Origin of the sequence: Paenibacillus sp. EKM212P (assembly GCF_011066115.1) — a bacterium.
Taxonomy (GTDB): Bacteria; Bacillota; Bacilli; order Paenibacillales; family Paenibacillaceae; genus Paenibacillus; species Paenibacillus polymyxa_B.
Genome location: NZ_JAAMNR010000001.1, coordinates 342,717 through 364,759 on the forward strand (window position 1 = coordinate 342,717; position 22,043 = coordinate 364,759).

The 22,043-nt window shown below is 48.1% G+C and carries 23 protein-coding genes; 2 read left to right on the plus strand and 21 right to left on the minus strand.

The window, feature by feature from the left end:
• Positions 1-29: 29 nt before the first annotated feature.
• From smc to G9G54_RS01655, 11 genes are all read right to left on the minus strand, one after another.
• Positions 30-3,599, minus strand: coding sequence for a chromosome segregation protein SMC (gene smc, locus G9G54_RS01605; protein ID WP_165175672.1), 3,570 nt, complete (start codon positions 3,597-3,599; stop codon positions 30-32).
• A gap of 256 nt (positions 3,600-3,855) precedes the next feature.
• Entirely contained in the window at positions 3,856-4,554 is a 699-nt protein-coding gene (gene rnc / locus G9G54_RS01610; protein WP_013309856.1) for a ribonuclease III, read from the minus strand.
• A 12-nt stretch (positions 4,555-4,566) separates the two neighbouring features.
• Positions 4,567-5,805: a beta-ketoacyl-ACP synthase II gene (gene fabF / locus G9G54_RS01615; protein WP_061832008.1), complete on the minus strand. Its 1,239-nt coding sequence runs from the start codon at positions 5,803-5,805 to the stop codon at positions 4,567-4,569.
• Between the two features lie 228 nt (positions 5,806-6,033).
• Positions 6,034-6,267, minus strand: a complete 234-nt coding sequence (locus G9G54_RS01620) for an acyl carrier protein (RefSeq protein WP_007429985.1) — start codon at positions 6,265-6,267, stop codon at positions 6,034-6,036.
• Positions 6,268-6,375: 108 nt separating this feature from the next.
• Positions 6,376-7,125: a 3-oxoacyl-[acyl-carrier-protein] reductase gene (gene fabG, locus G9G54_RS01625; protein ID WP_025721716.1), complete on the minus strand. Its 750-nt coding sequence runs from the start codon at positions 7,123-7,125 to the stop codon at positions 6,376-6,378.
• A 50-nt stretch (positions 7,126-7,175) separates the two neighbouring features.
• Complete coding sequence (gene fabD / locus G9G54_RS01630; RefSeq protein WP_165175673.1) at positions 7,176-8,120, minus strand: ACP S-malonyltransferase; 945 nt, start codon at positions 8,118-8,120, stop codon at positions 7,176-7,178.
• A gap of 81 nt (positions 8,121-8,201) precedes the next feature.
• The gene (locus tag G9G54_RS01635; protein ID WP_069291709.1) at positions 8,202-9,191 is read right to left on the minus strand and encodes a beta-ketoacyl-ACP synthase III; all 990 of its coding nucleotides are present in this window, start codon (positions 9,189-9,191) and stop codon (positions 8,202-8,204) included.
• 8 nt (positions 9,192-9,199) lie between these two features.
• Positions 9,200-10,192 carry a phosphate acyltransferase PlsX gene (plsX, locus tag G9G54_RS01640; RefSeq protein ID WP_061832012.1) on the minus strand — a complete coding sequence of 331 codons (993 nt, stop codon included), beginning with the start codon at positions 10,190-10,192 and terminating at the stop codon, positions 9,200-9,202.
• Positions 10,176-10,772 (minus strand): transcription factor FapR, encoded by a 597-nt coding sequence (gene fapR / locus G9G54_RS01645; RefSeq protein ID WP_007429980.1) that lies wholly within the window; start codon positions 10,770-10,772, stop codon positions 10,176-10,178. The genes plsX and fapR overlap by 17 nt, the downstream gene beginning before the upstream one ends.
• Before the next feature lie 282 nt (positions 10,773-11,054).
• Positions 11,055-11,228: a 50S ribosomal protein L32 gene (gene rpmF / locus G9G54_RS01650; RefSeq protein ID WP_007429979.1), complete on the minus strand. Its 174-nt coding sequence runs from the start codon at positions 11,226-11,228 to the stop codon at positions 11,055-11,057.
• Positions 11,229-11,415: 187 nt separating this feature from the next.
• Positions 11,416-11,934, minus strand: a complete 519-nt coding sequence (locus G9G54_RS01655; RefSeq protein ID WP_165175675.1) for a YceD family protein — start codon at positions 11,932-11,934, stop codon at positions 11,416-11,418.
• Positions 11,935-12,289: 355 nt separating this feature from the next.
• Between G9G54_RS01655 and G9G54_RS01660 the strand changes: the two genes are divergently transcribed.
• The gene (locus G9G54_RS01660) at positions 12,290-13,525 is read left to right on the plus strand and encodes a nucleotidyltransferase (protein ID WP_165175676.1); all 1,236 of its coding nucleotides are present in this window, start codon (positions 12,290-12,292) and stop codon (positions 13,523-13,525) included.
• Here G9G54_RS01660 and G9G54_RS01665 read toward each other — a convergent pair.
• Complete coding sequence (locus G9G54_RS01665; protein WP_165175678.1) at positions 13,515-14,546, minus strand: YlbL family protein; 1,032 nt, start codon at positions 14,544-14,546, stop codon at positions 13,515-13,517. The two genes, G9G54_RS01660 and G9G54_RS01665, sit on opposite strands and share 11 nt — an antisense overlap.
• A gap of 199 nt (positions 14,547-14,745) precedes the next feature.
• Here G9G54_RS01665 and G9G54_RS01670 point away from each other — a divergent pair, with 199 nt between their 5' ends.
• Positions 14,746-16,029 (plus strand): nucleoside recognition protein, encoded by a 1,284-nt coding sequence (locus G9G54_RS01670; RefSeq protein ID WP_165175679.1) that lies wholly within the window; start codon positions 14,746-14,748, stop codon positions 16,027-16,029.
• On the opposite strand, the gene coaD is transcribed toward G9G54_RS01670, so the two are convergent.
• The 9 genes from coaD to G9G54_RS01705 all read right to left on the minus strand — a co-directional run bounded on the left by coaD (position 15,992) and on the right by G9G54_RS01705 (position 22,029).
• Positions 15,992-16,513: a pantetheine-phosphate adenylyltransferase gene (coaD, locus tag G9G54_RS01675; protein ID WP_165175681.1), complete on the minus strand. Its 522-nt coding sequence runs from the start codon at positions 16,511-16,513 to the stop codon at positions 15,992-15,994. The two genes, G9G54_RS01670 and coaD, sit on opposite strands and share 38 nt — an antisense overlap.
• Positions 16,506-17,147 (minus strand): 16S rRNA (guanine(966)-N(2))-methyltransferase RsmD, encoded by a 642-nt coding sequence (gene rsmD / locus G9G54_RS01680; RefSeq protein ID WP_165175682.1) that lies wholly within the window; start codon positions 17,145-17,147, stop codon positions 16,506-16,508. The genes coaD and rsmD overlap by 8 nt, the downstream gene beginning before the upstream one ends.
• A gap of 45 nt (positions 17,148-17,192) precedes the next feature.
• Positions 17,193-17,441: a hypothetical protein gene (locus G9G54_RS25315; protein ID WP_103744384.1), complete on the minus strand. Its 249-nt coding sequence runs from the start codon at positions 17,439-17,441 to the stop codon at positions 17,193-17,195.
• Positions 17,442-17,462: 21 nt separating this feature from the next.
• Positions 17,463-17,585, minus strand: coding sequence for a cyclic lactone autoinducer peptide (locus G9G54_RS01685; protein ID WP_023988155.1), 123 nt, complete (start codon positions 17,583-17,585; stop codon positions 17,463-17,465).
• Between the two features lie 5 nt (positions 17,586-17,590).
• The gene (locus tag G9G54_RS01690) at positions 17,591-18,106 is read right to left on the minus strand and encodes an accessory gene regulator ArgB-like protein (protein WP_165176697.1); all 516 of its coding nucleotides are present in this window, start codon (positions 18,104-18,106) and stop codon (positions 17,591-17,593) included.
• The gene (locus G9G54_RS01695) at positions 18,099-18,731 is read right to left on the minus strand and encodes a hypothetical protein (protein WP_061831346.1); all 633 of its coding nucleotides are present in this window, start codon (positions 18,729-18,731) and stop codon (positions 18,099-18,101) included. Before G9G54_RS01695 ends, G9G54_RS01690 begins: the two co-directional genes overlap by 8 nt.
• A 171-nt stretch (positions 18,732-18,902) precedes the next feature.
• A complete protein-coding gene (locus G9G54_RS01700) occupies positions 18,903-20,021 on the minus strand; it encodes an acyltransferase family protein (RefSeq protein ID WP_165175684.1) in 1,119 nt (372 codons plus the stop codon).
• Complete coding sequence (locus G9G54_RS26175) at positions 19,990-20,061, minus strand: hypothetical protein (protein ID WP_367987578.1); 72 nt, start codon at positions 20,059-20,061, stop codon at positions 19,990-19,992. The genes G9G54_RS01700 and G9G54_RS26175 overlap by 32 nt, the downstream gene beginning before the upstream one ends.
• 150 nt (positions 20,062-20,211) lie before the next feature.
• Entirely contained in the window at positions 20,212-22,029 is a 1,818-nt protein-coding gene (locus G9G54_RS01705) for an APC family permease (RefSeq protein ID WP_061831344.1), read from the minus strand.
• Between the last annotated feature and the right edge of the window lie 14 nt (positions 22,030-22,043).

Here is a 22,043-nt window from a genome sequence, read left to right on the forward strand (position 1 = left end):
CCGTTGGTCTGAAAGTAGGTTATTTAATGTCAGGCAATCTCAGCTTCATCGTTGTCTAGCTTGACAGATACGAGTTTGGAAACCCCGCCTTCCTCCATCGTAACCCCGTAAAGCACATCAGATTCTTCCATTGTGCCCTTACGGTGTGTGACTACAATGAACTGTGTCTGCTCCGAGAATTCTCGTAAATACTGGGCAAAACGCACCACGTTTGCTTCGTCCAATGCAGCCTCTACTTCATCGAGTACACAGAATGGAACAGGTTTAACGTGTAAAATGGCAAATAGTAACGCCATCGCTGTTAACGCGCGCTCACCGCCTGACAGCAGCAGCAAGTTTTGCAGTTTTTTGCCCGGTGGCTGAGCTACGATGTCAATTCCCGTCTCCAATAAGCGTTCCGGGTCAAGCAGCACGAGATCAGCACGTCCGCCTCCGAACAGCTTGGAGAATACCGTTCCAAATTCGCGCCGAATAGCATCGAACGTAGTCTTAAAGCGCTTGGACATTTCTTCATCCATTTCACGAATAACCTGATAAAGTGTTGTCTTGGCCTCCACCAAATCAGACTTTTGCTCATCAAGAAACGTATAACGCTCATGCACACGCTGGTATTCTTCAATGGCGCCCAGATTCACCTCACCCAACGCGGAAATACCCCGTTTGAGCCTCTCTACCTCGCTCTGCGTACCTTCAATATCTTCCGGTATAGGGTAACGCTGCTTGGCTAACTCATAGCTGAGTTCATAATCATCACTTAATTTTTTCAGAACGTTTTCCAGTTCCACATCAAGCCGATTTACTCCAATTTCCGTTTGACGAAGCAACTCCTCCACTGACTTGAGCTGAATTCGCTGTTCTTTCGTGTCGTTCTCAGCCACTTCAAGCTTTTTGGACAAGCTGCTGCGTGCAGCCCGTTTGAATTCCAGTTGCTGTGCGGCTTCTTCCTTTTTCAAACGGTATTGATTGAGATTTTCAATCTGTTTCACGGTCTCCTGCTCATTGGTCAGCAAATCTGCTTCGATGGAAGCAAGCAAGGTTTTGTTTTGTCTCGAATCTTTACCAAGAGTATCATAATCCCCACGCAATCTGCGCAACTGCTCTTCCAAAGAAAAGCGCTCTTGGTCCAGCTTTCCTTCTCTTACCTTGAGATTCGTGAGCTCTCCCTGCAGCTGCTCTTTGGCAGATTCGTTGGCTTTACGGGCAAATTCAGCAGCGTGAATGGCCTGATGCGTTTTCTTTTCTTCTTCCTCCAGCGCAGCCAACTTTACCAACGCTTCTTCACGGGAAGTTTCTAGCTCCTTGATTTCCTGATCAAAGCCCTTTTTCTCCTGACCAGACGCAGCGACCTGCTCCAGAACATGACGAAGTTCATGCTCCAGTTGCTTGAGTTCCATTGCCATCTGCTGCTCTTCACCGCGCTTCACATCGCCGCCCTGGCGCAACTCGTCCAGACGGGTCTGTGTCTCCTCCAACTGGCGTTTGGTATCTATTGCACTCTGGCGCAACCTTGCAATTTGCTGCTCCGTATCTACAATGTCCTGGTCCAACTGATCCAGCTGACGTTTGCGTCCAAGCAGATTAGCATTTTTCTTGAACTGGCTTCCCCCAGTCATGGAACCCCCTGCATTGACAACATCGCCTTCCAAAGTGACCACGCGGTATCTATATTGGCAACGGGCCGCAATACGGTTTGCATCTTCCAACGTACGGGCAATGACCACATTCCCCAAGAGACTGCCTACAATTCCGGCATATCGATCATCATACTGAACAAGATCTGCACCGATTCCGACAAAGCCTTCGGCTCCTTCTGCAATTTGGCGTTCTCCTGCACCGATTTGACGCGGACGGATAACATCCATAGGCAAAAATGTCGCTCTGCCCAGTTGACGCTGCTTTAGAAAACTGATCGCCTGTCTGGATACGGATTCATTTTCCATCACGATATGCTGAACTGAAGCACCCAAAGCGGTTTCCATCGCCTGCTCTAAATGCTCAGGCACCCGAATCAGCTCCGCTACCGCTCCATGCACACCGTGCAAAGTATCTTTTCGTGCAGCCTTCAATACCTCTTTAACTCCAAGCATGAAGCCGTCAAAGTCATCCTGCATTTCCTTCATTGTATCTCGCCGTGAAATTTGAGCCTCACGTTTTTGTTCCCATTTACGAACCGTACCCTGATTTTCTTCCAGTAGTTTTTGCAGGGCCTGGTACTTTTCACTTCCCTGAATATAGCCACTACGCAAACTACTGATTTCCTGCCCCAGCTTCTGAACCGCAGCTTCCAATCCCTTTTTGCGCTGTTCAAGTTGTACTTTCTGGGCTTCCCATTTGCCGGATTCGTCACTTACGCGAGTCACACGCCGTTCCAATGCTTCCTTCTGTTGGTCTGTATAACGAATTTCGTTACGCGCCTGCGCCATCTGATTCATCAGCTCCAGCAGACCACCCTTTAGGCTTTCTTCCTGCTCCTGGCTGATTCCGCCTGTAACACCAATCAGTTTGGCCTCTTCGTCAGACAGCCGCGCACGCAACTCGTCAAGCTCTACATTCAGTGTAGACAGTTTTTCGTTCAGCTGATCCAGTTCACTCCTACGCTCGGAATGCCGTGATTCGCTTGTGCTAAGTGATAAGATCAATTGTTCCCGATTAGCCTCCAGATTGCGTGTGCGCTCTTTGAGCAATTCGCCGTAGCCTTCACTTTTCTCCGTCGCTTCACTGTATTGCAGCAAATCCCTTTGCAACTGCTCTACCTGCTCTTCCAGCTGGCGCAATTCGTTGCGGTCGCTTTCCAGCATCGCATCATGGCGGGACACCACCGTAGACAACTGAAGCTGCTCCTGCTGCAACAGAGCTAGTTTGGAAGTCGCATCGCTCCACGAAGTATGAATTTGTTCAATTTGATGGACGTACATTGAAATTTCTTTTGATTTCAATTCACCGCGCAGCTCTTTAAAATGAATCGCCTTTTCAGACTGCTCCTTAAGCGGTCCAATCTGATCCTCCAGTTCACTAACCAAATCGTGAATACGCAGCAAATTTTGCTCCGTTTCATCCAGCTTGCGAACCGCATCTTTTTTACGCGATTTATATTTTACGATACCCGAAGCTTCCTCAAAAATACCTCGACGATCCTCAGATCGGGTACTCAGAATTTCTTCAATGCGTCCCTGCCCAATAATTGAATAAGCTTCTTTACCAATGCCTGTATCCATAAACAGCTCTGTAATATCTCGGAGTCTGCATGATTGCCGATTAATGAAATATTCACTATCCCCACTTCGATGTACACGTCGCGTTACCGTGACCTCACCAAAATCCAGAGGCAACGCCTGATCTTCATTATCCAACGTAAGCGATACTTCACCGTAATTAACAGCCTTACGAGCATCACTACCCGCAAAAATAATGTCCTCCATTTTGCCGCCACGCAGTGATTTGGCACTCTGTTCGCCTAGCACCCAACGAATTCCGTCGGAAATATTACTTTTTCCGCTTCCGTTGGGTCCGACGACTGCCGTAATGCCGCGGACAAATTCCATTTCCGTTTTATCTGCAAACGATTTGAAGCCCGCCAGCTCAATGCGCTTTAAAAACATGCTCAATCTCACCTCTAACATTTCAAATATGCTTGTACAACACCGTATACCTGATTGATATGAATTATCCCTATTGTAGCATAAACTAGCTTGTATAAAGCACAGTACCGACACTCACATTACACCAGCAAAGCCACGAAAAAAGAGCAAAACGCAGTCCATTCGCCATTACGGGCCGGGACTCCCCGCGGACTGCCCTTTGCTCTTACTTTGTGCCCCCTGCTTGCGTAACCCGTCCGGGCTGCTCAGGTACCGATTACGATTCTGCCAGCTTCAAGCGGTTTAAAGCTACTGCCGCCGCTTGCTGCTCAGCTTCTTTTTTGGAGCGTCCCGTACCTGCCCCTAGCCGTTCGCTGTCCATATATACCTCAGCTACAAACTCGCGCTCATGGGCTGGTCCGCGCTCCTCTACAATCTTGTATTCAAGCATCCCCATGTTATGATGCTGCGTCAGTTCCTGAAGCTCTGTTTTGAAATCACTCATCTGAAGCTTACCATTTAATACAATTTGAGGAAAAATATAACGTTCCAGAAACGACCGGACGGCCTCCAGACCCTGATCCAAATAAAGCGCACCTACGAACGCTTCGAATACATCAGCCAACAGAGCCGGACGAGTACGTCCACCTGTCAACTCTTCACCTTTTCCAAGCAGTACATATTGCCCGAACTCAAGCCCGACAGCAAATTTCACCAGAGAAGGCTCACAGACAATAGCTGCACGCAACTTGGTGAGTTCGCCTTCGGGTCGATTAGGGTACTGATTGTACAATTGCTCGGACACCGTCAGTTCCAGAACAGCGTCACCTAAAAATTCAAGACGCTCATTGTCTGCATGCTGACTGAACCGATGTTCGTTTACGTAGGAAGCATGCGTAAAGGCCTGCTTCAGAAGCTGCCGATTGTTGAATTGAATATGAAGTTTCTGCTGTAATTGCTTCAAGTCTCCACTCAACGAACTGACCCCTTATGCTTCATATTTTTTTAGAATAACCGTAGCATTGTGACCGCCAAAACCAAAGGAATTGGACATAACCACATTCAGTTCCGCTTTTCTCGGCTTATTAGGTACATAATCAAGATCGCATGCCGGGTCTTGATTATCCAAATTAATCGTTGGCGGAATCGTCTGATGCTGAAGGGCGAGACCACAGATCACGGCTTCAACGCCGCCCGCTGCACCCAATAAATGCCCTGTCATCGACTTGGTTGAGCTGATCGCTACCTTATAGGCATGCTCTCCAAGCGTTTTCTTAACTGCTTCCGTTTCGGATTTATCACCGACTGGTGTAGATGTACCATGTGCATTGATATAATCAATCTCTTCAGGATTCAATCCAGCATCACGGATCGCCATTCTAATGCAGCGTGCCGCTCCCTCTGGATCAGGCTCCGTCATATGATGGGCATCGCCAGAAAGACCGTAGCCAATCACTTCACCGTAAATACGCGCACCACGCTTCAAAGCATGATCCAACGATTCCAGAATAAGAACACCAGAGCCTTCGCCCATAACAAACCCGTCTCTTTCGGTATCAAAAGGACGACTTGCCTTTTGAGGCTCGTCATTACGCGTGGACATCGCTCGCATGGAACAAAATCCAGCCATACCAATCGGACGAATAGTGGCCTCAGCTCCTCCGCAAATCATGGCGTCTGCGTCACCGCGCTGAATCATGCGGAAGGAATCGCCAATAGCATGACTGCCCGTGGCACATGCCGTAACTGGTGATGTATTAGGGCCTTTAGCACCGAGTGAAATCGATACTTGACCGGAACCCATATTAGCAATCATCATCGGGATGAAGAAAGGGCTTACGCGTTTAGGTCCTTTTTCAATCAGCGCGTTGTGCTGATCTTCCCAAGTTCCCAATCCGCCAATACCGGAACCGACAGATACACCAACACGCTCAGCGTCCGCATTTTCTCCGATTACAAGTCCGCTGTCCTCAAGCGCCAACTTACTAGCAGCAACCGCAAACTGCACAAAGCGGTCCATTTTACGCGCATCCTTACGTTCAATATAATCCTCTGGATTAAAATCTTTAATGGAAGCGGCTATTTTCGTAGTGTACTCACTTGTATCGAAAGCTTCGATTTCACTGACGCCGGATTTTCCAGCCATCAGATTATCCCATAGTGTGTTCAAATCCTGTCCCAGCGAAGTGATTACACCCATTCCTGTTATGACAACACGTTGTTTCAAAGATAATCACCTCTATGTCTACTGCATATTGTATTTTAAGACCGCACATTCTTGTGCGTAAAAATAATATAGAATCAACTAAAGTTAGTAATGACGCATACTTCTCAGCCTTTGACTAAGTGAAGCTGAGCCAAACTCAAAAACACGCGGCAATTCCGTCTTTAGTTCAATCTGTATAATTAGGAGAAAGTCCCGCCTGTAACAGAACGGGACTTTTGATGACATGAATTAGGTATGAGATTGTATGTACTTCACAACTTCACCTACAGTTGTAATTTTCTCTGCATCTTCATCAGAGATTTCCATATCAAACTCATCTTCCAATTCCATTACCAATTCAACTACATCGAGAGAATCAGCGCCTAAATCATCTTTAAAAGATGCTTCAAGTGTAACTTCGGCTTCGTCGGCTCCCAAACGGTCAACGACAATGCGTTTTACGCGCTCCAATACATCGGACATCCGGCTCACCTCCTCTTAGGTATTATACGAAAATTACAATTAAAATGCCATAGAAGAGAGTTTTCATTGACAACTCTTCATCGGGGCATGCGGATTGGCAACATGCTACTACATATACATGCCGCCATCCACATGCAAAGTCTGGCCCGTCATATATGAGGAAGCATCCGAGGCCAAGAACAGCACCACGTCAGCAATTTCCTCAGGCCGTCCAAGACGGGCCAGCGGAATACCGCTCAGCATATTGTCACGCAAATCATCAGCCAGTACCTGCGTCATCTCAGTATCGATGAATCCAGGAGCCACACAGTTCACTGTAATACCTCTTGACGCAAGCTCTCGAGCAGAGGATTTGGTAAGACCAATTACCCCTGCTTTAGCAGCAACGTAGTTGGCTTGTCCTGCGTTGCCAAGTACACCGACCACGGAGGAGATATTGATAATTCGGCCAGAACGCTGCTTCATCATTGGACGTGTTGCCGCCTTAAGACAATTAAACACACCCTTCAGATTCGTTTCGATCACCTGATCGAATTCCTCTTCCTTCATACGCATGATTAAATTATCTCTTGTTATGCCGGCATTATTCACTAGGATGTCAATCTTGCCCCAAGCGCCAATCACATCCTTGATCAACTGATCTGCTTCGTCAGCGCGACCGACATTAGCCTGAACTGTAATAGCCTCTACACCTTTGGCACGAATCTGCTCTGCTACCTCAGTCGCAGCCGCTTCACTACCAGCATAGTTTACTGCCACATTAGCGCCTGCTTCAGCCAGCGCCAGCGCAATGCTACGGCCAATTCCGCGCGACGCTCCCGTAACGAGCGCCGTTTTTCCACTCAATGGCTTAGACATCATAGTCCCCCCTTGCAAGTATATAACCCGTTAAGGCAATGATTATACTTTTAACGGGCCTCCAAGGCTTCCGTTACAGAAGCAAACGACTCCAGGCTGCTTATATTATACAGCTTAACCGTTTTGTCGATTTTTTTAACCAGTCCAGTCAAAACACTTCCCGGTCCAAACTCAACAAAGGTGTCAACACCTTGTTCTAGTAGCCATGTTACACTGTCTTCCCACAGTACCGGAGAATAGACCTGATCCACCAACAGTTGGCGGATTTCGCTCCCCTCACGTACAGGTTTAGCTGTTACATTGGCAACAACCGGAATCTGAGCTTTGGAGAAAGTTACAGCCCCCAACTTGCCGGAGAGCTTGGTCGCTGCTTCCTTCATCAATGACGAGTGGAAAGGACCGCTAACCTCCAGAGTAATAGCGCGCTTGCCTCCTGCTTCCTTTACACGTTCAGCGACAGCAGCTACGCCCTCCTTCGTACCAGATACAACAATTTGTCCGGGACAATTGATGTTGGCTAGTTCAACCAGTTGACCAGACTCCGTAATATCACGGCACAATGCTGCCAATGCTTCACGATCAGCTCCCAACACAGCAGCCATCCCGCCTTGCCCATCAGGAATGGCCTGCTCCATGAACTCGCCACGTGTACGAACGATCTCAACCGCATCCTCAAATGCGAGGACACCGGAAGCGACTAGCGCGCTGTATTCTCCTAGACTATGTCCAGCCACATAATCGGGATGAATGCCCATTTTTTCCTTGAACGCTTCATACAACGCAATGCTCGCCGTTAACAGTGCAGGCTGCGTATTGGATGTTTGCTTCAAAGCTGTGTCCGGCCCTTCAAAAATCAGTGCGCTTAGTGCGAACCCTAACCGTTCGTCCGCTTGGCGAAATACTTCTGTTGCAGCTGGAACTGCTTCATAAGCATCTTTAGCCATACCTACAGCTTGTGAACCCTGACCGGGAAATATAAATGCCGTTTTGCCCATCGTGTATGCACCTCTCTGTATCCAATGCTTGTCCTGTAAAACACTACACAAATTCAATATTATATCGAAACTTCCAACTAATTACCAGACAAGAACCGACGCTCCCCAGGTCAAGCCACCGCCAAAGCCCACCATTAATACACGGTCGCCTTCCTTCATGCGGCCTTCCTCAGCTGCTTCCACAAGAGCGAGAGGGATTGATGCTGCAGATGTATTCGCATATTTATGAACATTAACAACTACCTTTTCCTCTGGTAAATCCAGACGTTGCATCGCCGATTGGATGATGCGAATATTGGCTTGATGCGGAACGAACAGATCAATATCATCTTTGGACAACCCTGCTTTTTCCAACACATCAACCGTTGCCGTTCCCATAACACGAACCGCGAACTTGAACACTTCGCGTCCGTTCATGTAAATATAGTGCTGTTTATTTTCCAGTGTGTCTGCACTCGCAGGCAAACGCGAGCCTCCTGCTTCCAACTTGAGTAAGCTGCCTCCGGCACCTTCAGCCCCGAGATCAAAGGATTGGAATCCTCTACCTTCAGGCACTTCGCCAATCACTACAGCTCCTGCACCATCTCCGAATAGAACACAGGTATTGCGGTCGGTATAATCTGTAATCCGAGAAAGACAGTCTGCCCCAATGATTAATGCATTATTATAAATACCTGTCTTAATGAAGCTCGTTGCCGTAGCCAGTCCGTATACAAAACCCGAGCATGCCGCAGACAAATCGAAAGCTGCTGCGCCTTTGGCTCCCAATTTGTCCTGAAGAATGCAGGCAGTTGACGGAAACGCCATATCCGGTGTAACCGTAGCTACAATAATTAAATCCAGATCCTGTGCCGTCATACCCGCGGACTCCAACGCCTTAATTGCTGCTTCATAAGCTAAATCAGATGTAGCCTGTTCTGGAGCCGCAATATGGCGCTCCTGAATCCCTGTACGGCTGACAATCCATTCATCACTCGTTTCTACGATTGCTTCCAAATCTTTATTGGTTAGAATTTTCTCAGGTACGTATTTCCCTGTTCCGATAACACCAACCGGCCGTAATTTATTCATATCGTCACTCACTTCCTGCTGATTTCCTTGGATATACTTTCCACCAACCGGTTTTGCAAGGCCGTACGAGCCTGCCTTACCGCGTTTTTGACGGCAACGCCGTCAGACGAACCGTGACTTTTCAGGACGAGTCCACTCAAACCCAGCAAAGGAGCCCCGCCATGCTCTTTATAATCCAATTTACCTTTCAGACTGCGAAGCTCAGGCATAATCAAGGCTGCCGCAAGCTTGGTCTTCAAGGATTTGGTGAATTGCTCTTTTAAGAGAGAAAATATGGCTCCGGCTGTACCCTCCAGTGATTTTAGCATGATATTTCCAGCAAATCCATCACACACCAGTACATCACAATTCCCGGTTAACACATCTCTCGATTCAACATTACCCACAAAATTGACAGGTAATTGCTCAATAAGTGGAAATGCCAACTTCGTCAGTTCATTGCCCTTCCCAGCTTCAGTCCCCACATTCAGCAGACCCACCCTTGGAGAAGTCACACCGTGAACTTTCTGACGATACAAACTCCCCATCAGTGCATACTGGGCAAGATGCTCAGGCTTGGCATCCATATTGGCTCCCAAGTCCAGCGCCAGAATACCCTGATCATCAATCGTTGGTATCATCGGCGCGAGAGCCGGACGTTCAATGCCTTCCATTCTTCCAACCACCAGCAACCCTGTGGTCATTAGCGCGCCTGTATTACCTGCGGATATCATGGCATCCGCTTCGCCTTCTCTGACCATTCGACCAGCCACGACCATCGAAGCATCCTTTTTACGGCGCACTGCCTTTACAGGCTCGTCCTGCGCATCTATCGTTTCGGATGCATGGCGAATGCTGAGGTTCGTCGGCAACGCCCTACCGTTCAGAACCGATTCAATTCGTTCCCGGTCACCAACCAGCGTAATGTCCGTATCCTTCCATTCCGCCGCCGCAGATAGCGCGCCCTCTACTGTCGCCTCAGGAGCATTATCTCCCCCCATGGCATCAATGGCGATCCGCATGCTGACTTCCTCCTTCGCTATACTCTTCCTCCGTGGAGCGATAAATGACAAAGTTGCCTTGGAACACCATTTCTTCTCCTACGTAGGCAAAGACTTCCACTTTAGCCTTCCCTTTTTGTTCTGGATTAGAGCGTACATATGCCTTGGCAATGCACTTCTCACCTAAATGAACCGGGCGGACAAAGCGTATATCCGCTGACGCGGTCAGTGCTATCTCATCATTAATCACGGCTACGGCCAATGAATTGGCCTGGGCAAATACATAATGCCCCCGCGCAATGCCAGTACGCGAAAAAATATGTTCCTCTTTAATCTCAAAAATCGAAATACCGCTTCGATCCAACTGTAGATCAACGATATCCCCGATCACTTCATGCAAAGGCAAAGAACGAACCTGGTCATAGGAGCGCTCAGCCATCAGCTTTAGCCGTTCCCGCAATTCCGGGATTCCCAGCTCCATCCGGTCCAGCCGAATAGTCTGAATACTTACCTTCAGCTGTCTTGTCAATTCCTGATCCGTTACGAACGGATTATCATCAATTAATTGAGTCAGCCGCTGCTGTCTCTGTCTCTTCGGCAAACGTTCGATGTCAGTGACGCCTCCTTTCCCTACAATAAACTGTCGTTCAGACGACAGTTCGGGTTACTTCACTTCACTTTCTAACGGCGAAACTTCAAGCCGATTTGTCTTCTTGTATGTATAAAGGAACCTCTTCGGCCCTTCTTTCTTAGAACCTGGTACTAAAACAGTATATAGCATGCTGACGTAAAAAGGAAGCATGCAGACAAAAAAAAGTAGCGCCTCACTGAAGTGAAGCGCTACTCTTCCTGCGAAGATTCCAAAGAATCCGCTTATCGGACATTATTGAGAGATGATCTCTCTAGCTTTGTACGTTCCGCAAACTTTGCACACATGGTGAGCAAGTTTCAATTCGCCGCATTCGGAGCATTTCACCATACCTGGTACTGCCAGTTTAAAGTGAGTACGACGTTTGTCGCGACGAGTTTTGGATGTTCTCCGTTGAGGTACTGCCATTATTCCCACCTCCTTAACCAGATCACCCCCGCATAGCGGGTATGACTTCTTATCTCATTCAAGACTGAAAGAAAATGCCAGAAGCAATTATCTTACAGCCGGTGAATCAAGCCTGCAACATCCACGCATCGGTTCAGTAACTCTCCGGCACAAGCGGATGATGATTTTTCAGAATTGAACTCAATTCTCATTTAAAAAAATCCTTAAGCCCTGCCAGACGCGGATCAATCTTTTCCGTATCGCCATCGTTACTGTCATCGGAGCCAATACTCCAGTTTTGTCCGGTCTTTGGTGCGATTCCCTGACAATCCTCACTGCACAAAGGCGCAAACGGCACATGCAGTACAAACAGTTCTTCACAATACGGTGCAATGTCGAAGGATTCCTCCGTCACTGCGATAAAATCGCCATCTTCATCCTCCTCTTCAACACTCGAAGAGGTTTGCTTGAACCGTTCACGGAATTCAATCTTTAAATCCTCGTGCATCGGGCTTAAACAGCGTGAGCACAGCATGTCCAGACCTGCGGTCAACGTGCCTTCCACGCTCATCAAGCCTTGACCCAGACTAACGGCGACCAAGTCGGTCTCCAGCGGGGAAACGGCCGTAACATCAGCACGATCATCCACCAATTCACTCACATTAAGAGATTCACGGATAGGAAAAGGACCGTCACTTGTTGCTACTTTGCGAAAAAATAGTTGCATCACTATCACTCCAAACAAACAAAAATTATTATACCGACTGATCGAGTCGTTTGTCAACACCTTTCACTTTACACCACTCACAAATCCACCGGTTTTCCAATGGTTCGACAAGTTTTATGCAGAAGCAAAAATGCATTGTGCTAAACATGCACCGATGAGTATTCGTACCCCCGCCACTCTTCGTGTACAATAATGCGAGTATAAAGCTTTTTCGTCCAGGTCTCAATGGTCTTGTTCATGCCGACGATGAAAAATCAGTATAGCTGCCCTGAAAACAATCATTCACGGGTACTTAACCATTATTATCAAAAGGGTTACCCAATAAGCTACTTTAAGAAAGGAGCCGACTACGGTCTTGAAAACACTCGGTATGATTGTAGAGTACAATCCCCTGCATAACGGACATGTCCATCACTGGGAGGAATCTCTTCGCATCACTGGTGCACAGCGCACAGTGGCTGTGATGAGTGGTCCTTTCCTTCAGCGGGGTGAACCCGCGATTACAGATAAATGGTCCCGCACCGAAATGGCACTCGCCATGGGTGTGGACCTAGTTCTGGAGCTGCCTGTGGCCTATGCCGTCCAGCCCGCAGAATGGTTTGCCCGCGGAGCGGTCGCCCTGCTCCATGCGACGGGCATCGTCGACGCGCTCTGCTTCGGCAGCGAGAGCGGAGACATCGCCCCGCTGCGCGCGCTGGCCCGCGTGCTGGCGGCAGAGCCGGCCGAGCTCAAGGCCGGCATCGCGCAGCGCCTAAGCAGCGGCACGAGCTATCCCGCTGCCTACGCGGGAGCCGCAGCCGCGCTCGCGGCCGAAGGAGCGGACGGCGCTGCGCTCGCCGCCCTCATGCAGCAGCCCAACAATACGTTGGGGCTGCATTATTTGATTGCGCTGGAACGGCTGGGCAGCACAATCAAGCCCTTCGTGGTAGCCCGCACGGGATCGGGCTACCACGAAGCCGTGGCCCCTGCGGACGGAGTCATCGCCAGCGCCACGGCCATCCGCCGTCTGCTGCTGGACGGCGGGCCGGAAGCCGCGTCGCCGTACATACCTGCGGCGACACTGGAGATTTTGCGGCGCGAGTGGCAAGCTGAACGCGCGCCGCTGCATTGGGAAGCGTTCAGCCAGCCGCTGCTGAACGCCCTAATCACACGTAGCCCGCAGCAGCTGGCGGAGCTGCACGAGGTCACCGAAGGGCTGGAGCATCGTCTGCGGCAATCGCTGTACACGCTGCCCCAGCCTTCTGTGGAGGCCCTGCTCACCGCGATCAAGACAAGGCGGTATACTCGTACGAAGCTTCAGCGGATGTGTGCACATATTTTGCTGAATCATGCCAAAGCCGATATGACTCCGGATGAGCTGGCGAAAGGTCCGGGCTATATCCGCGTGCTCGGCTTTAACAGGGCTGGACGCGAGCTGCTGGCACGTATGAAGCAGACAGCCACCCTTCCGGTATGGGTCAAGCTGTCTGCCGGATCACATCCCCACCTGGACTGGGATACAGCCGCAGCCGCCATACACGCAGCCGGGATGCCACGTCCCGCCATCCGCGGCATGTATGCTGATTACTTGCGACCGCCCATTATGGTTTGATGGGCAGCTTTTCCATATAATTCAGCGCATCGCCAAGCTTGCGAACCGAAACAAGCTTCATCCGGCTTCCCATTTGCTCAGCTTTGGCCTTGGCCTCTTTATAATTATCCGCAGGGACGAAAAACAATTCCGCACCCTGACGGTCAGCAGCAACTATTTTATACTTTGCACCACCAATCGCTCCAACCTGACCGTCCTTATCAATAGTACCCGTACCGGCTACACGATATCCCTTACTCAGATCACCTGGTGTCAGTTGGTTATAGATTTCCATGGTAAACATCAAACCTGCCGAAGGACCGCCAACATCCGTAGATGTAAAATGAATCGTTTTACGTTCATCCTTCGGCTCTACCTTCTGTACCGTGGCAATACTGACGCCAAATCCAGAACGTTGCTTACCCGTCTCACTGTCCGTGATGGTCGTTAAGGGAGCTTGCACGGTCAGCAACTTTCCATCGCGCTTTAGCTTCACTTTAGCCATTTTTCCCGATTTTCCGTCCTCCAAAGCCTTCCGAATGGAACGATTATCGGTCACCCGCACGCCGTTCAGCTCCAACATTTCATCTCCAGGCTCAAACACGCTGTTCGATCCCGGGACCTTAAATACATACACATAATCCGGCACAATGCGATAGGGAACATGGGCACGGGTGTAGGCAGCCTCCATCGCGGAAGATTGGGAATCCCCCATATACCATACCTGCTCTGCCGCATATTCGTCTTCACTTCTTCCATGCAGACGATCCTCTTTGCGCTGTATCTCCGAATTGCGGTCCAACTTAGAAAGGCCCAACATAATAACATTGGCATAACGCGCCGATACCGTCGTCATCATAAAGGTCCCCCGTTCGATGCTGTCACCCTCCCGGACTTTAACCATCGGTTTGATCTCGTTAGCCCCACCTGGTCCATAGATCAGATAAGGGGTTGGCATATAGACCAGCACATAGACCATTGCAGCCAGCATTAAGACATAACCGGTTGTAAAAAAAACTCTTTTCCGGTTTATTCGTTTCATTGCTTCTCCCCCCCTTGCAGCCTAACTTCTCCTATCTTATCCAAGTGCCTCTGCGCCACCTGTTCTCAAGCCTTCCGAAAAAGCATACATTGTTTACGACAACGTATACGAACAACCTATCCCAAGACAACGAACGTGAATAAACACTGGAGACAGCATCCCACTCTCCTTAGTATATTTATGAGAGGTGAATTCTTTGATGCAAAAGGAAGCCCATTCCGCTCCTTATTGGACAACCATACTGCTTGGCCTCGGAGCCATTTTGCTTGTACTGGCTGTTGTCGCCTCGCCAGAAGAAGTATTTCAAGCCTCTACTCAAGGCCTTAAGCTATGGTGGAGTATTATTTTCCCAGCCATGCTGCCTTTTTTGATGCTGTCCGAAATGCTCATCGCCTTTGGTCTAGTACATGGACTAGGTATCCTGCTGGAGCCGTTTATGCGATCCTGGTTCCGTCTACCCGGGCGAAGCGGCTGGGTGTTGGCCCTCGGCCTGACCGCGGGATTCCCCGCTGCAGCGGAAGCGGTGCGCCAATGGGCACAACAGGAGGATATGACTGCGTTTCAGCTTCGACGTCTAACCTCTATCGCTCATTTCTGCAATCCGATTACCATCCTGCTCGTCATCGGGACAGGGCTACTGCACAATGCTACCGCAGGCGTGATGTTACTTGCAGTTCACTGGATTTCCGGGCTGCTGGCAGGCTGGATCACCGCCAGACTATCTGTATCGTCCAAAGAATTGCAAAAACGGGAAACGCCAGCTGCCCTCCGGCGCACCTCAGTTTCCCGTACTTCTCCCTCCCTGATTCGATCCGCATGGGAAGCTACCCGCTCTGCCAGAGAACGGGACGGCCGCAGTTTCGGAAAACTGTTGGGCGAAACCGTATCCCATGCTGTACAGACGCTGATGGTGACAGGTGGATTCATTATTTTCTTTTCCGTATTGATTCGACTGCTGTCCATATACACAGGCCAAGGATCGTTTTCTTTCATATGGCCTGCCTGGATGGAAATCCATCTGGGTTCCTATGAAATCAGCCGTTTGCCCTACGATCTCCGTACACAAGCAGCCCTGATCAGTGCTGTGTTGGGCTGGGGCGGCCTGTGCGGCTGGCTTCAAATTACCGCCGTCACCAGACCTTCCGACAAGGGCATCACCTTCACCTTGTCACGAGTGCTCCATGGGATCATTGCTTTTGGACTTACCTTGGCGACATGGGTCCCGCTTAACCGCATCGTCAGCAATACAACTCCCGCTTACGTCAGTCGCAGTTCTGTGTCTTCTTTCGCGGAAAGCGTAAATGAATCCGCCACGCATCCTGTCATGGCCGGAGCCAGCGGCTTACTAACACAAATAGAAGGAACATCTATGTACCCCTGGCAACTAACCCTACTGTCCATTGCGCTGCTGGGTACAATTATAGTTACCCTGCTGGCCTTTTCCTTTATGGCTTCATGGTGGAGCCGCCGCGATTCGCGTTGACCTTCGCACGCAGCGCGTCTTCCACCTCCGGTGCCACCAGATCTACAACCTTGCCATCAAAATGCGCAATTTCCTTTACCATACTGGAACTCAGATATGAATAAGCCGGATTGGTCATCATAAAGATTGTTTCCGCATCCGGGTTCAGCTTATGATTTGTAGAGGCTAATTGCAGCTCATATTCAAAATCAGTCACCGACCGGATTCCTCTGACAATAACCTGGGCCCCTTTTTGACGTACATAATTAGCTGTCAGATCACGGAAGCTGTCCACTTCAACGTTCGGGATATCGCGAGTTACCGTTCGCAGCAGCTCCATTCGTTCCTCAAGTGAAAACAGCGGATTTTTACTAATATTGTTAAGAACCGCGACAATCAATAGATCAAACTGTCTGGCTGCTCTTTGAATAATATCCTGGTGCCCCATCGTCACGGGATCAAAGGTCCCCGGATATACGGCAATACGTGGTTTGTGCTCAATCATGATGGTCCTCCCCGTCTGATTCGCTGATGCCGAATTTGACCACTCCGGCTTCCGTATGTTCTACGACATCCGACAAAGCATCGGCTGCAAAATGATAAATAGATAACGCCGTTTCACCATAGACTGCTTTTCTGACCTGTTCGAACGGTCCGAAGCTTTCCGGATATTCATGTCCCGATTCATACTCCAGCACGATGATTGCATCTGAACGAAGCAAGTTCAACTCAGCCATACGGCTCATTAATTCATCTCCGTGTTTGAGACGATAGGGTGGATCGAGAAAAACAGCATCAAAAAGAGCTCCACGTTTTGCCAGCACCTTGAGCGCTCGTCCGGCATCATTGCGGAACACTTCAGCCTGTCCTTCCAGTCCAGTTTTTCGTAAATTTTCTTTAATGACATCAATGCTTTTGGATTCCATATCAATAAAAACAGCCTTGTCCATTCCCCGGCTAAGCGCCTCTATACCCAGGCCACCACTACCAGCAAACAGATCAAGTACGACTCCCCCATCAAAATAAGGACCTATCATGCTAAATAGCGCTTCCTTGACCTTATCCGTGGTCGGCCGCGTCCCTGTGCCGGGAACTGCCTTTAACGGCCTTCCTTTGGCACTACCCGATACCACTCTCACGCTGAAACTCACCTATTTTCTATATGTGTTCATAACCATATAAGATTATGACGCTATCGTACCACATGCACCGCCGTTTGAAAAACTTAGGATGAGGCAGGTATAAAAAACCATTCCCTGGGCATCCTTAGGATATCGGCATTCAACCAATGTCGTAGACAACCGCGGAGAAGACTTACGTTTCCCCATAAGCTCTTCGTCCGGTTTCTCCTCTCCCATTCGGGCGCTCTTTAATGGAGCGCCTGATTTTTTTTGCATAAAAAGAAGCTGCTTAATAGCAGCTCTATGTATCATTTTTCTATTTCAGCATTTTGTTTATTTCAGCAGTTCCTCGGGTGTATCCCCTTGATAAACATACACATAACTCGCCACTGATACAGCAAATGTTGCAAACATAGACAACGATGTGGCTAATCCATATACCATTTTCCTCATCATTCCACTCACCTCCTTCCCCGGATCAATGTTAGACTTTGGACCAAAAAAGCAACAGCCACTACAGAGGAACCGATTACAAAATTAGTACATACAAGCAAGGAGGATAACAGTCGCAAGAGGGGATAAAAACGTACTGGAATGCGCGACTGCTTTTCAATTCTGGACGGGGCAAAACATAAAACGAGAATGAGAGCTATTCCGGTAAACAGGTTTGTCCACCAACTATTTAAGGCAATGCAGGATATGTAAGTAAAAGCTGCTGAGGTCACCAACACACATGCCATGCCCGTTTTCAAATGAATGCCTCCTGATATTTGGCGCAGTAGGGCGAAAGCGATGAGAATCGTTACAGCTTCTACCATCCGTCCCGTGAAGATTGAGGCGAAAAGTGTTAACACGATGATCATGGACGCATTCAGAATGAGAGCAAGTGCGTATTTAAGTACCGCGACAGAGGCTGGATGATCAGGCACAGTACGTTTGATCTGGTTAGCAAGTTTGAAAGCCATCGCTTCAATCATCCCGGTATTCCTTTCCGATTGCATAATAGATGAAAAATCCCGAAACCAGTGCAAAAAATATCATACTTAACCATACCTCGTTATAGTAGAGCACAATAGAAGTTGAAATGAGGGACAGGATAATCAGCGTGATGACAATGCCATATTCCTCTTTGAACTTAAGCTTCTTGAAATTAGGGGAAAAGCCGATCCCTTTTCGATACAACATCAATGAAATAAGCAGTCCTACTGCCGCGCTTACCACTTGTAGCAGATAGCCCTTCAAGGACCCATCCTGCAGCTCAGAAACCGGAAGATTGCCGAACATGACTTTTAAGAATACCGACTGAACAACGGCATATGCAAAATAACCTGTAACCGTCATAATACCGGACCACACAATCGGAATCTTCACGACCGTAGCGAGTAAAAAAATAAAAAGCAGCATATTTACGACAGGCACCAAATACGAAAGGGAAAACTCCTCTCGGAGCATATAACTTTGCATATTCATAATCAGGTTAACAAAAATGGCCTGCCAAAGATAAGGGGTCATTTTAACTTTAAAAATACTCAAAATCAGCGCAAAAACAGCTACTCCTTCAAGCGTGGAGAAAAGCAAAAAGCCGATTGGCTTCAAAAGCATGCGTGCATCTCCTTTACAATTCCAACCAACCTCATCGGTGTATTCAAAAACTTGGATGTACATCGAATATAAAGGGCTGGGAGCTACTTTTCAAGAGGTCTTTTCAATTATTTCATAGATTTATTCAAGCACTTCAACCAAATGTTATCGGATGCTGCTTCAAGTTGTAGCTTAGGCAACACTTTCTTTGACCGAATCTCCCTGCTTGCGCACAGGCTTCATACGTGATATAAGCTTTTTCCCCCAACGGATGCCGGGCTGTTCAATCCACGAGTAGGTAAACCAAGATAGTCCGATGGTGACTAGCAACGTCATGATAAACATAAGTGTGAGGCTGACTAGGGGAGCAAAAGGTATTTTAACCTGTACGATTAGTCCCAGAGCCAGCATATGCGTCAAATACATGCTGTAGCTAAGGCGGCCGATCCATGACCATACCAGATTAAGCAGCCATATCGGCTGCCAGTGATACAAAGCATACGCTCCCAGTAGCAACCCGAAACCTATGAGATAATCGGTCATGCCTCCAAAAAATGCAAATAGCACAGAAACAAGCAGCAAACCTCCACTGACTCGGTCTATACTTTTCCAATGCCGCTCGTCTTTCCAAATGAAAAACAACAATATACCTAGCCCAAAGACAGGCAATTGATTCGGAAACCATAAATACAGATAGTGACCCCATAAAGAGTGATCACTAATCCATGGATATTGAGCAAATACCGTATTTAGCCCGAAGCTTACCACAAGCGCCATCACAACAAACCAGGTCGCATGGCGGACTGATCGGATCAGCTTAAATAATAGGGGGATAAACAGATAAAACATACATTCCACCGCAATGGACCATTCCACACCAATAATGCTGTTGATCCAGTACGGATTCAGACCATTCAAAAACAGGACATGAGCAGTGATATTGGCGACAGTGACTCCCTCCTGATCTCCAAGCCAAAATCTTGGACCTGTCCCGTTCACAACCAAATAGATTCCTAACATCACGTAATACAAAGGAGCAATCCGAAAAAAACGACGCAACAGGTAAGCTGAAATTCTTTCCCTCTTGTCACCCGAACGTCTGCTCAAGGACAGAAATAGCGTAAAAGCGCTGGCCATATAAAATAAAGCGACTCCTTTAGCTCCTATACTCAAACCTTTTTGCAACCATCCGTTTAATCCGTCTACATGCTGGCTGACATGCACAAGTAAAACTCCAATAATAGCCAGCGCCCTCAGCGTATCTACAAATTGCAGCTTGTCATCTTCCATTTTCCCCGTGGCTTCGGGCATCGTATCCCTCCATAACAGTCTTGAATGATACATTTCGTATCTATAATACACAAAATGTATCACCAAAGTAAATATCTCCGTTATGCAAAAAAACACCCTCCGACCGCAAAGAAATGCGGCCAAAAGATGTTCATTTTGTCATTACTATCGTCAGCTCACGCAAATGAGTATGGGCCAATTGGCAGTGACTTTATTTGTTTAAATGAAAAGGAACGGTCGTTACGATCACGTCTTTATAATTAATCAAATAAGCTCTCATCAGTAAGCTGGTCTGATTGTGTAGAATATTTTCCCACCAGTGCTTGGTGATGAATTGTGGAATGAGAACAGTGATATGGTCCTCGTCTGCTTTTTTCCACTCTACTGTATCGATGAACTTGCGAAGCGGATTAATAATGCTGCGATAACGGGATTTCAGCACTACTAAACGTATGCCGACATCCCACTCTTCCCATTTCTGTTCCATTTTGCGAATCGCTTCATCATCCACACCCACATATACGGCAACCACATTGTCCGACAAGGTTTTGGCATAGCTGATCGTATTCATAACGACTCGCGTAATACCTGCCACCGGAATAATAATCGTATTGCCTTTCACCATAGGTTTATCCTTGGTAATATCAATGCGCAGTTGTTCAGCCGTATTTTTGTAATGCCTATTGATCTTCATAAAGAAATACAGAACCAAAGGCAGGAAGATAAAGATTACCCACACCTGGCTAAACTTGGTGAAGATAAAGATAAGCGTAATCGACAACGTGGTCAGCATCCCAACCGTATTAATAGCAAGTTTGACGATCCAGCCTGGCGGTTTGAGCTTGATCCAGCGAATCATCATGCCAAGTTGCGAGAGCGTGAACGGAATAAATACCCCTACGGCATAAAGCGGGATCAGATTTTCTGTGTTGCCGCCAAATACGATGACCAGCAATGCCGAGAAGATACTCAGAAACAGGATACCATTAGAGTATCCGAGCCGATCTCCACGAACCATGAACATGTGCGGCATGTATTTGTCCTTCGCCAGCATAAAAGCAAGCAACGGAAAGGCCGAATAGGCTGTATTTGCCGCCAAAAACAAGATGAGCGCCGTTACGCCCTGAATGATGTAATACATCACACCGCGCCCGAAAGTGGCGTTCGCAATTTGCGAGATGACCGTTTCATGCGGATTAGGACGAACACCGTACCAATAAGCCAGCAAACTAATTCCGATAAACATACACCCGAGAATCAAACCCATCATCATTAGTGTAGTTGCTGCATTTTTGGCAGCAGGCTTGCGGAAGTTCGGAATGGCATTCGAGACAGCTTCTACCCCAGTTAATGCCGAGCAACCCGAGCTGAACGCCTTCAGTAATAGGAACAGACTGACGTTGGATACCGTAGCTCCAAATTGCGGTGCTGCAGCATGAGCTCCCCCTGCCACGTAATGAATGATACCGCTAATAATCAAAACAAAAATCGCAACAACAAATAAGTAAATCGGTACAGCCAGCACCGAGGCAGATTCTGTCACCCCGCGCAAGTTCATAATAGTCAAAAAGATAATCATAATCAGAGCAATGGCGATCCGATGATCATGTAACGACGGGAAAGCCGATGTAATGGCATCTGTACCTGCTGATGAGCTAACTGCTACCGTCAGAATATAATCGACCAGCAAAGAACCACCTGCAATCAGACTCGGACTCTTTCCCAAATTGTCCTGTGCAACAATGTACGCTCCTCCGCCACCAGGATAGGAAAATATGGTCTGTCTATAGGACAGGATCAGAATGATCAGCAATCCCAATACCGCAATGGATATAGGAATGGAATACCATAGGGCAGCGAAGCCGGCTGTAATTAAAACCAGCAGAATTTGCTCCGTTCCGTAAGCTACAGAGGACAAGGCATCTGAGGACAGAATGGCCAGTGCCTTGAGCTTATTCAGTTTCTCATCTTCAAGGGCCGTCGACTTTCGCGGACGACCGATTAATAATCTTTTGACTTTACTCAGCATTTCGTTGACTCCTT

Bases quoted from the DNA above. Each gene is read 5' to 3' on its own strand.
- smc (WP_165175672.1), bottom strand. From the start codon at position 3,599: ATGTTTTTAAAGCGCATTGAGCTGGCGGGCTTCAAATCGTTTGCAGAT.
- G9G54_RS01620 (WP_007429985.1), bottom strand. From the start codon at position 6,267: ATGTCCGATGTATTGGAGCGCGTAAAACGCATTGTCGTTGACCGTTTG.
- fabG (WP_025721716.1), bottom strand. From the start codon at position 7,125: ATGTCTAAGCCATTGAGTGGAAAAACGGCGCTCGTTACGGGAGCGTCG.
- fabD (WP_165175673.1), bottom strand. From the start codon at position 8,120: ATGGGCAAAACGGCATTTATATTTCCCGGTCAGGGTTCACAAGCTGTA.
- G9G54_RS01635 (WP_069291709.1), bottom strand. From the start codon at position 9,191: ATGAATAAATTACGGCCGGTTGGTGTTATCGGAACAGGGAAATACGTA.
- plsX (WP_061832012.1), bottom strand. From the start codon at position 10,192: ATGCGGATCGCCATTGATGCCATGGGGGGAGATAATGCTCCTGAGGCG.
- rpmF (WP_007429979.1), bottom strand. From the start codon at position 11,228: ATGGCAGTACCTCAACGGAGAACATCCAAAACTCGTCGCGACAAACGT.
- G9G54_RS01655 (WP_165175675.1), bottom strand. From the start codon at position 11,934: ATGCAACTATTTTTTCGCAAAGTAGCAACAAGTGACGGTCCTTTTCCT.
- G9G54_RS01665 (WP_165175678.1), bottom strand. From the start codon at position 14,546: ATGAAACGAATAAACCGGAAAAGAGTTTTTTTTACAACCGGTTATGTC.
- G9G54_RS01670 (WP_165175679.1), top strand. From the start codon at position 14,746: ATGCAAAAGGAAGCCCATTCCGCTCCTTATTGGACAACCATACTGCTT.
- coaD (WP_165175681.1), bottom strand. From the start codon at position 16,513: ATGATTGAGCACAAACCACGTATTGCCGTATATCCGGGGACCTTTGAT.
- G9G54_RS25315 (WP_103744384.1), bottom strand. From the start codon at position 17,441: ATGATACATAGAGCTGCTATTAAGCAGCTTCTTTTTATGCAAAAAAAA.
- G9G54_RS01685 (WP_023988155.1), bottom strand. From the start codon at position 17,585: ATGATGAGGAAAATGGTATATGGATTAGCCACATCGTTGTCTATGTTT.
- G9G54_RS01690 (WP_165176697.1), bottom strand. From the start codon at position 18,106: ATGATTGAAGCGATGGCTTTCAAACTTGCTAACCAGATCAAACGTACT.
- G9G54_RS01695 (WP_061831346.1), bottom strand. From the start codon at position 18,731: ATGCTTTTGAAGCCAATCGGCTTTTTGCTTTTCTCCACGCTTGAAGGA.
- G9G54_RS01700 (WP_165175684.1), bottom strand. From the start codon at position 20,021: ATGCCCGAAGCCACGGGGAAAATGGAAGATGACAAGCTGCAATTTGTA.
- G9G54_RS01705 (WP_061831344.1), bottom strand. From the start codon at position 22,029: ATGCTGAGTAAAGTCAAAAGATTATTAATCGGTCGTCCGCGAAAGTCG.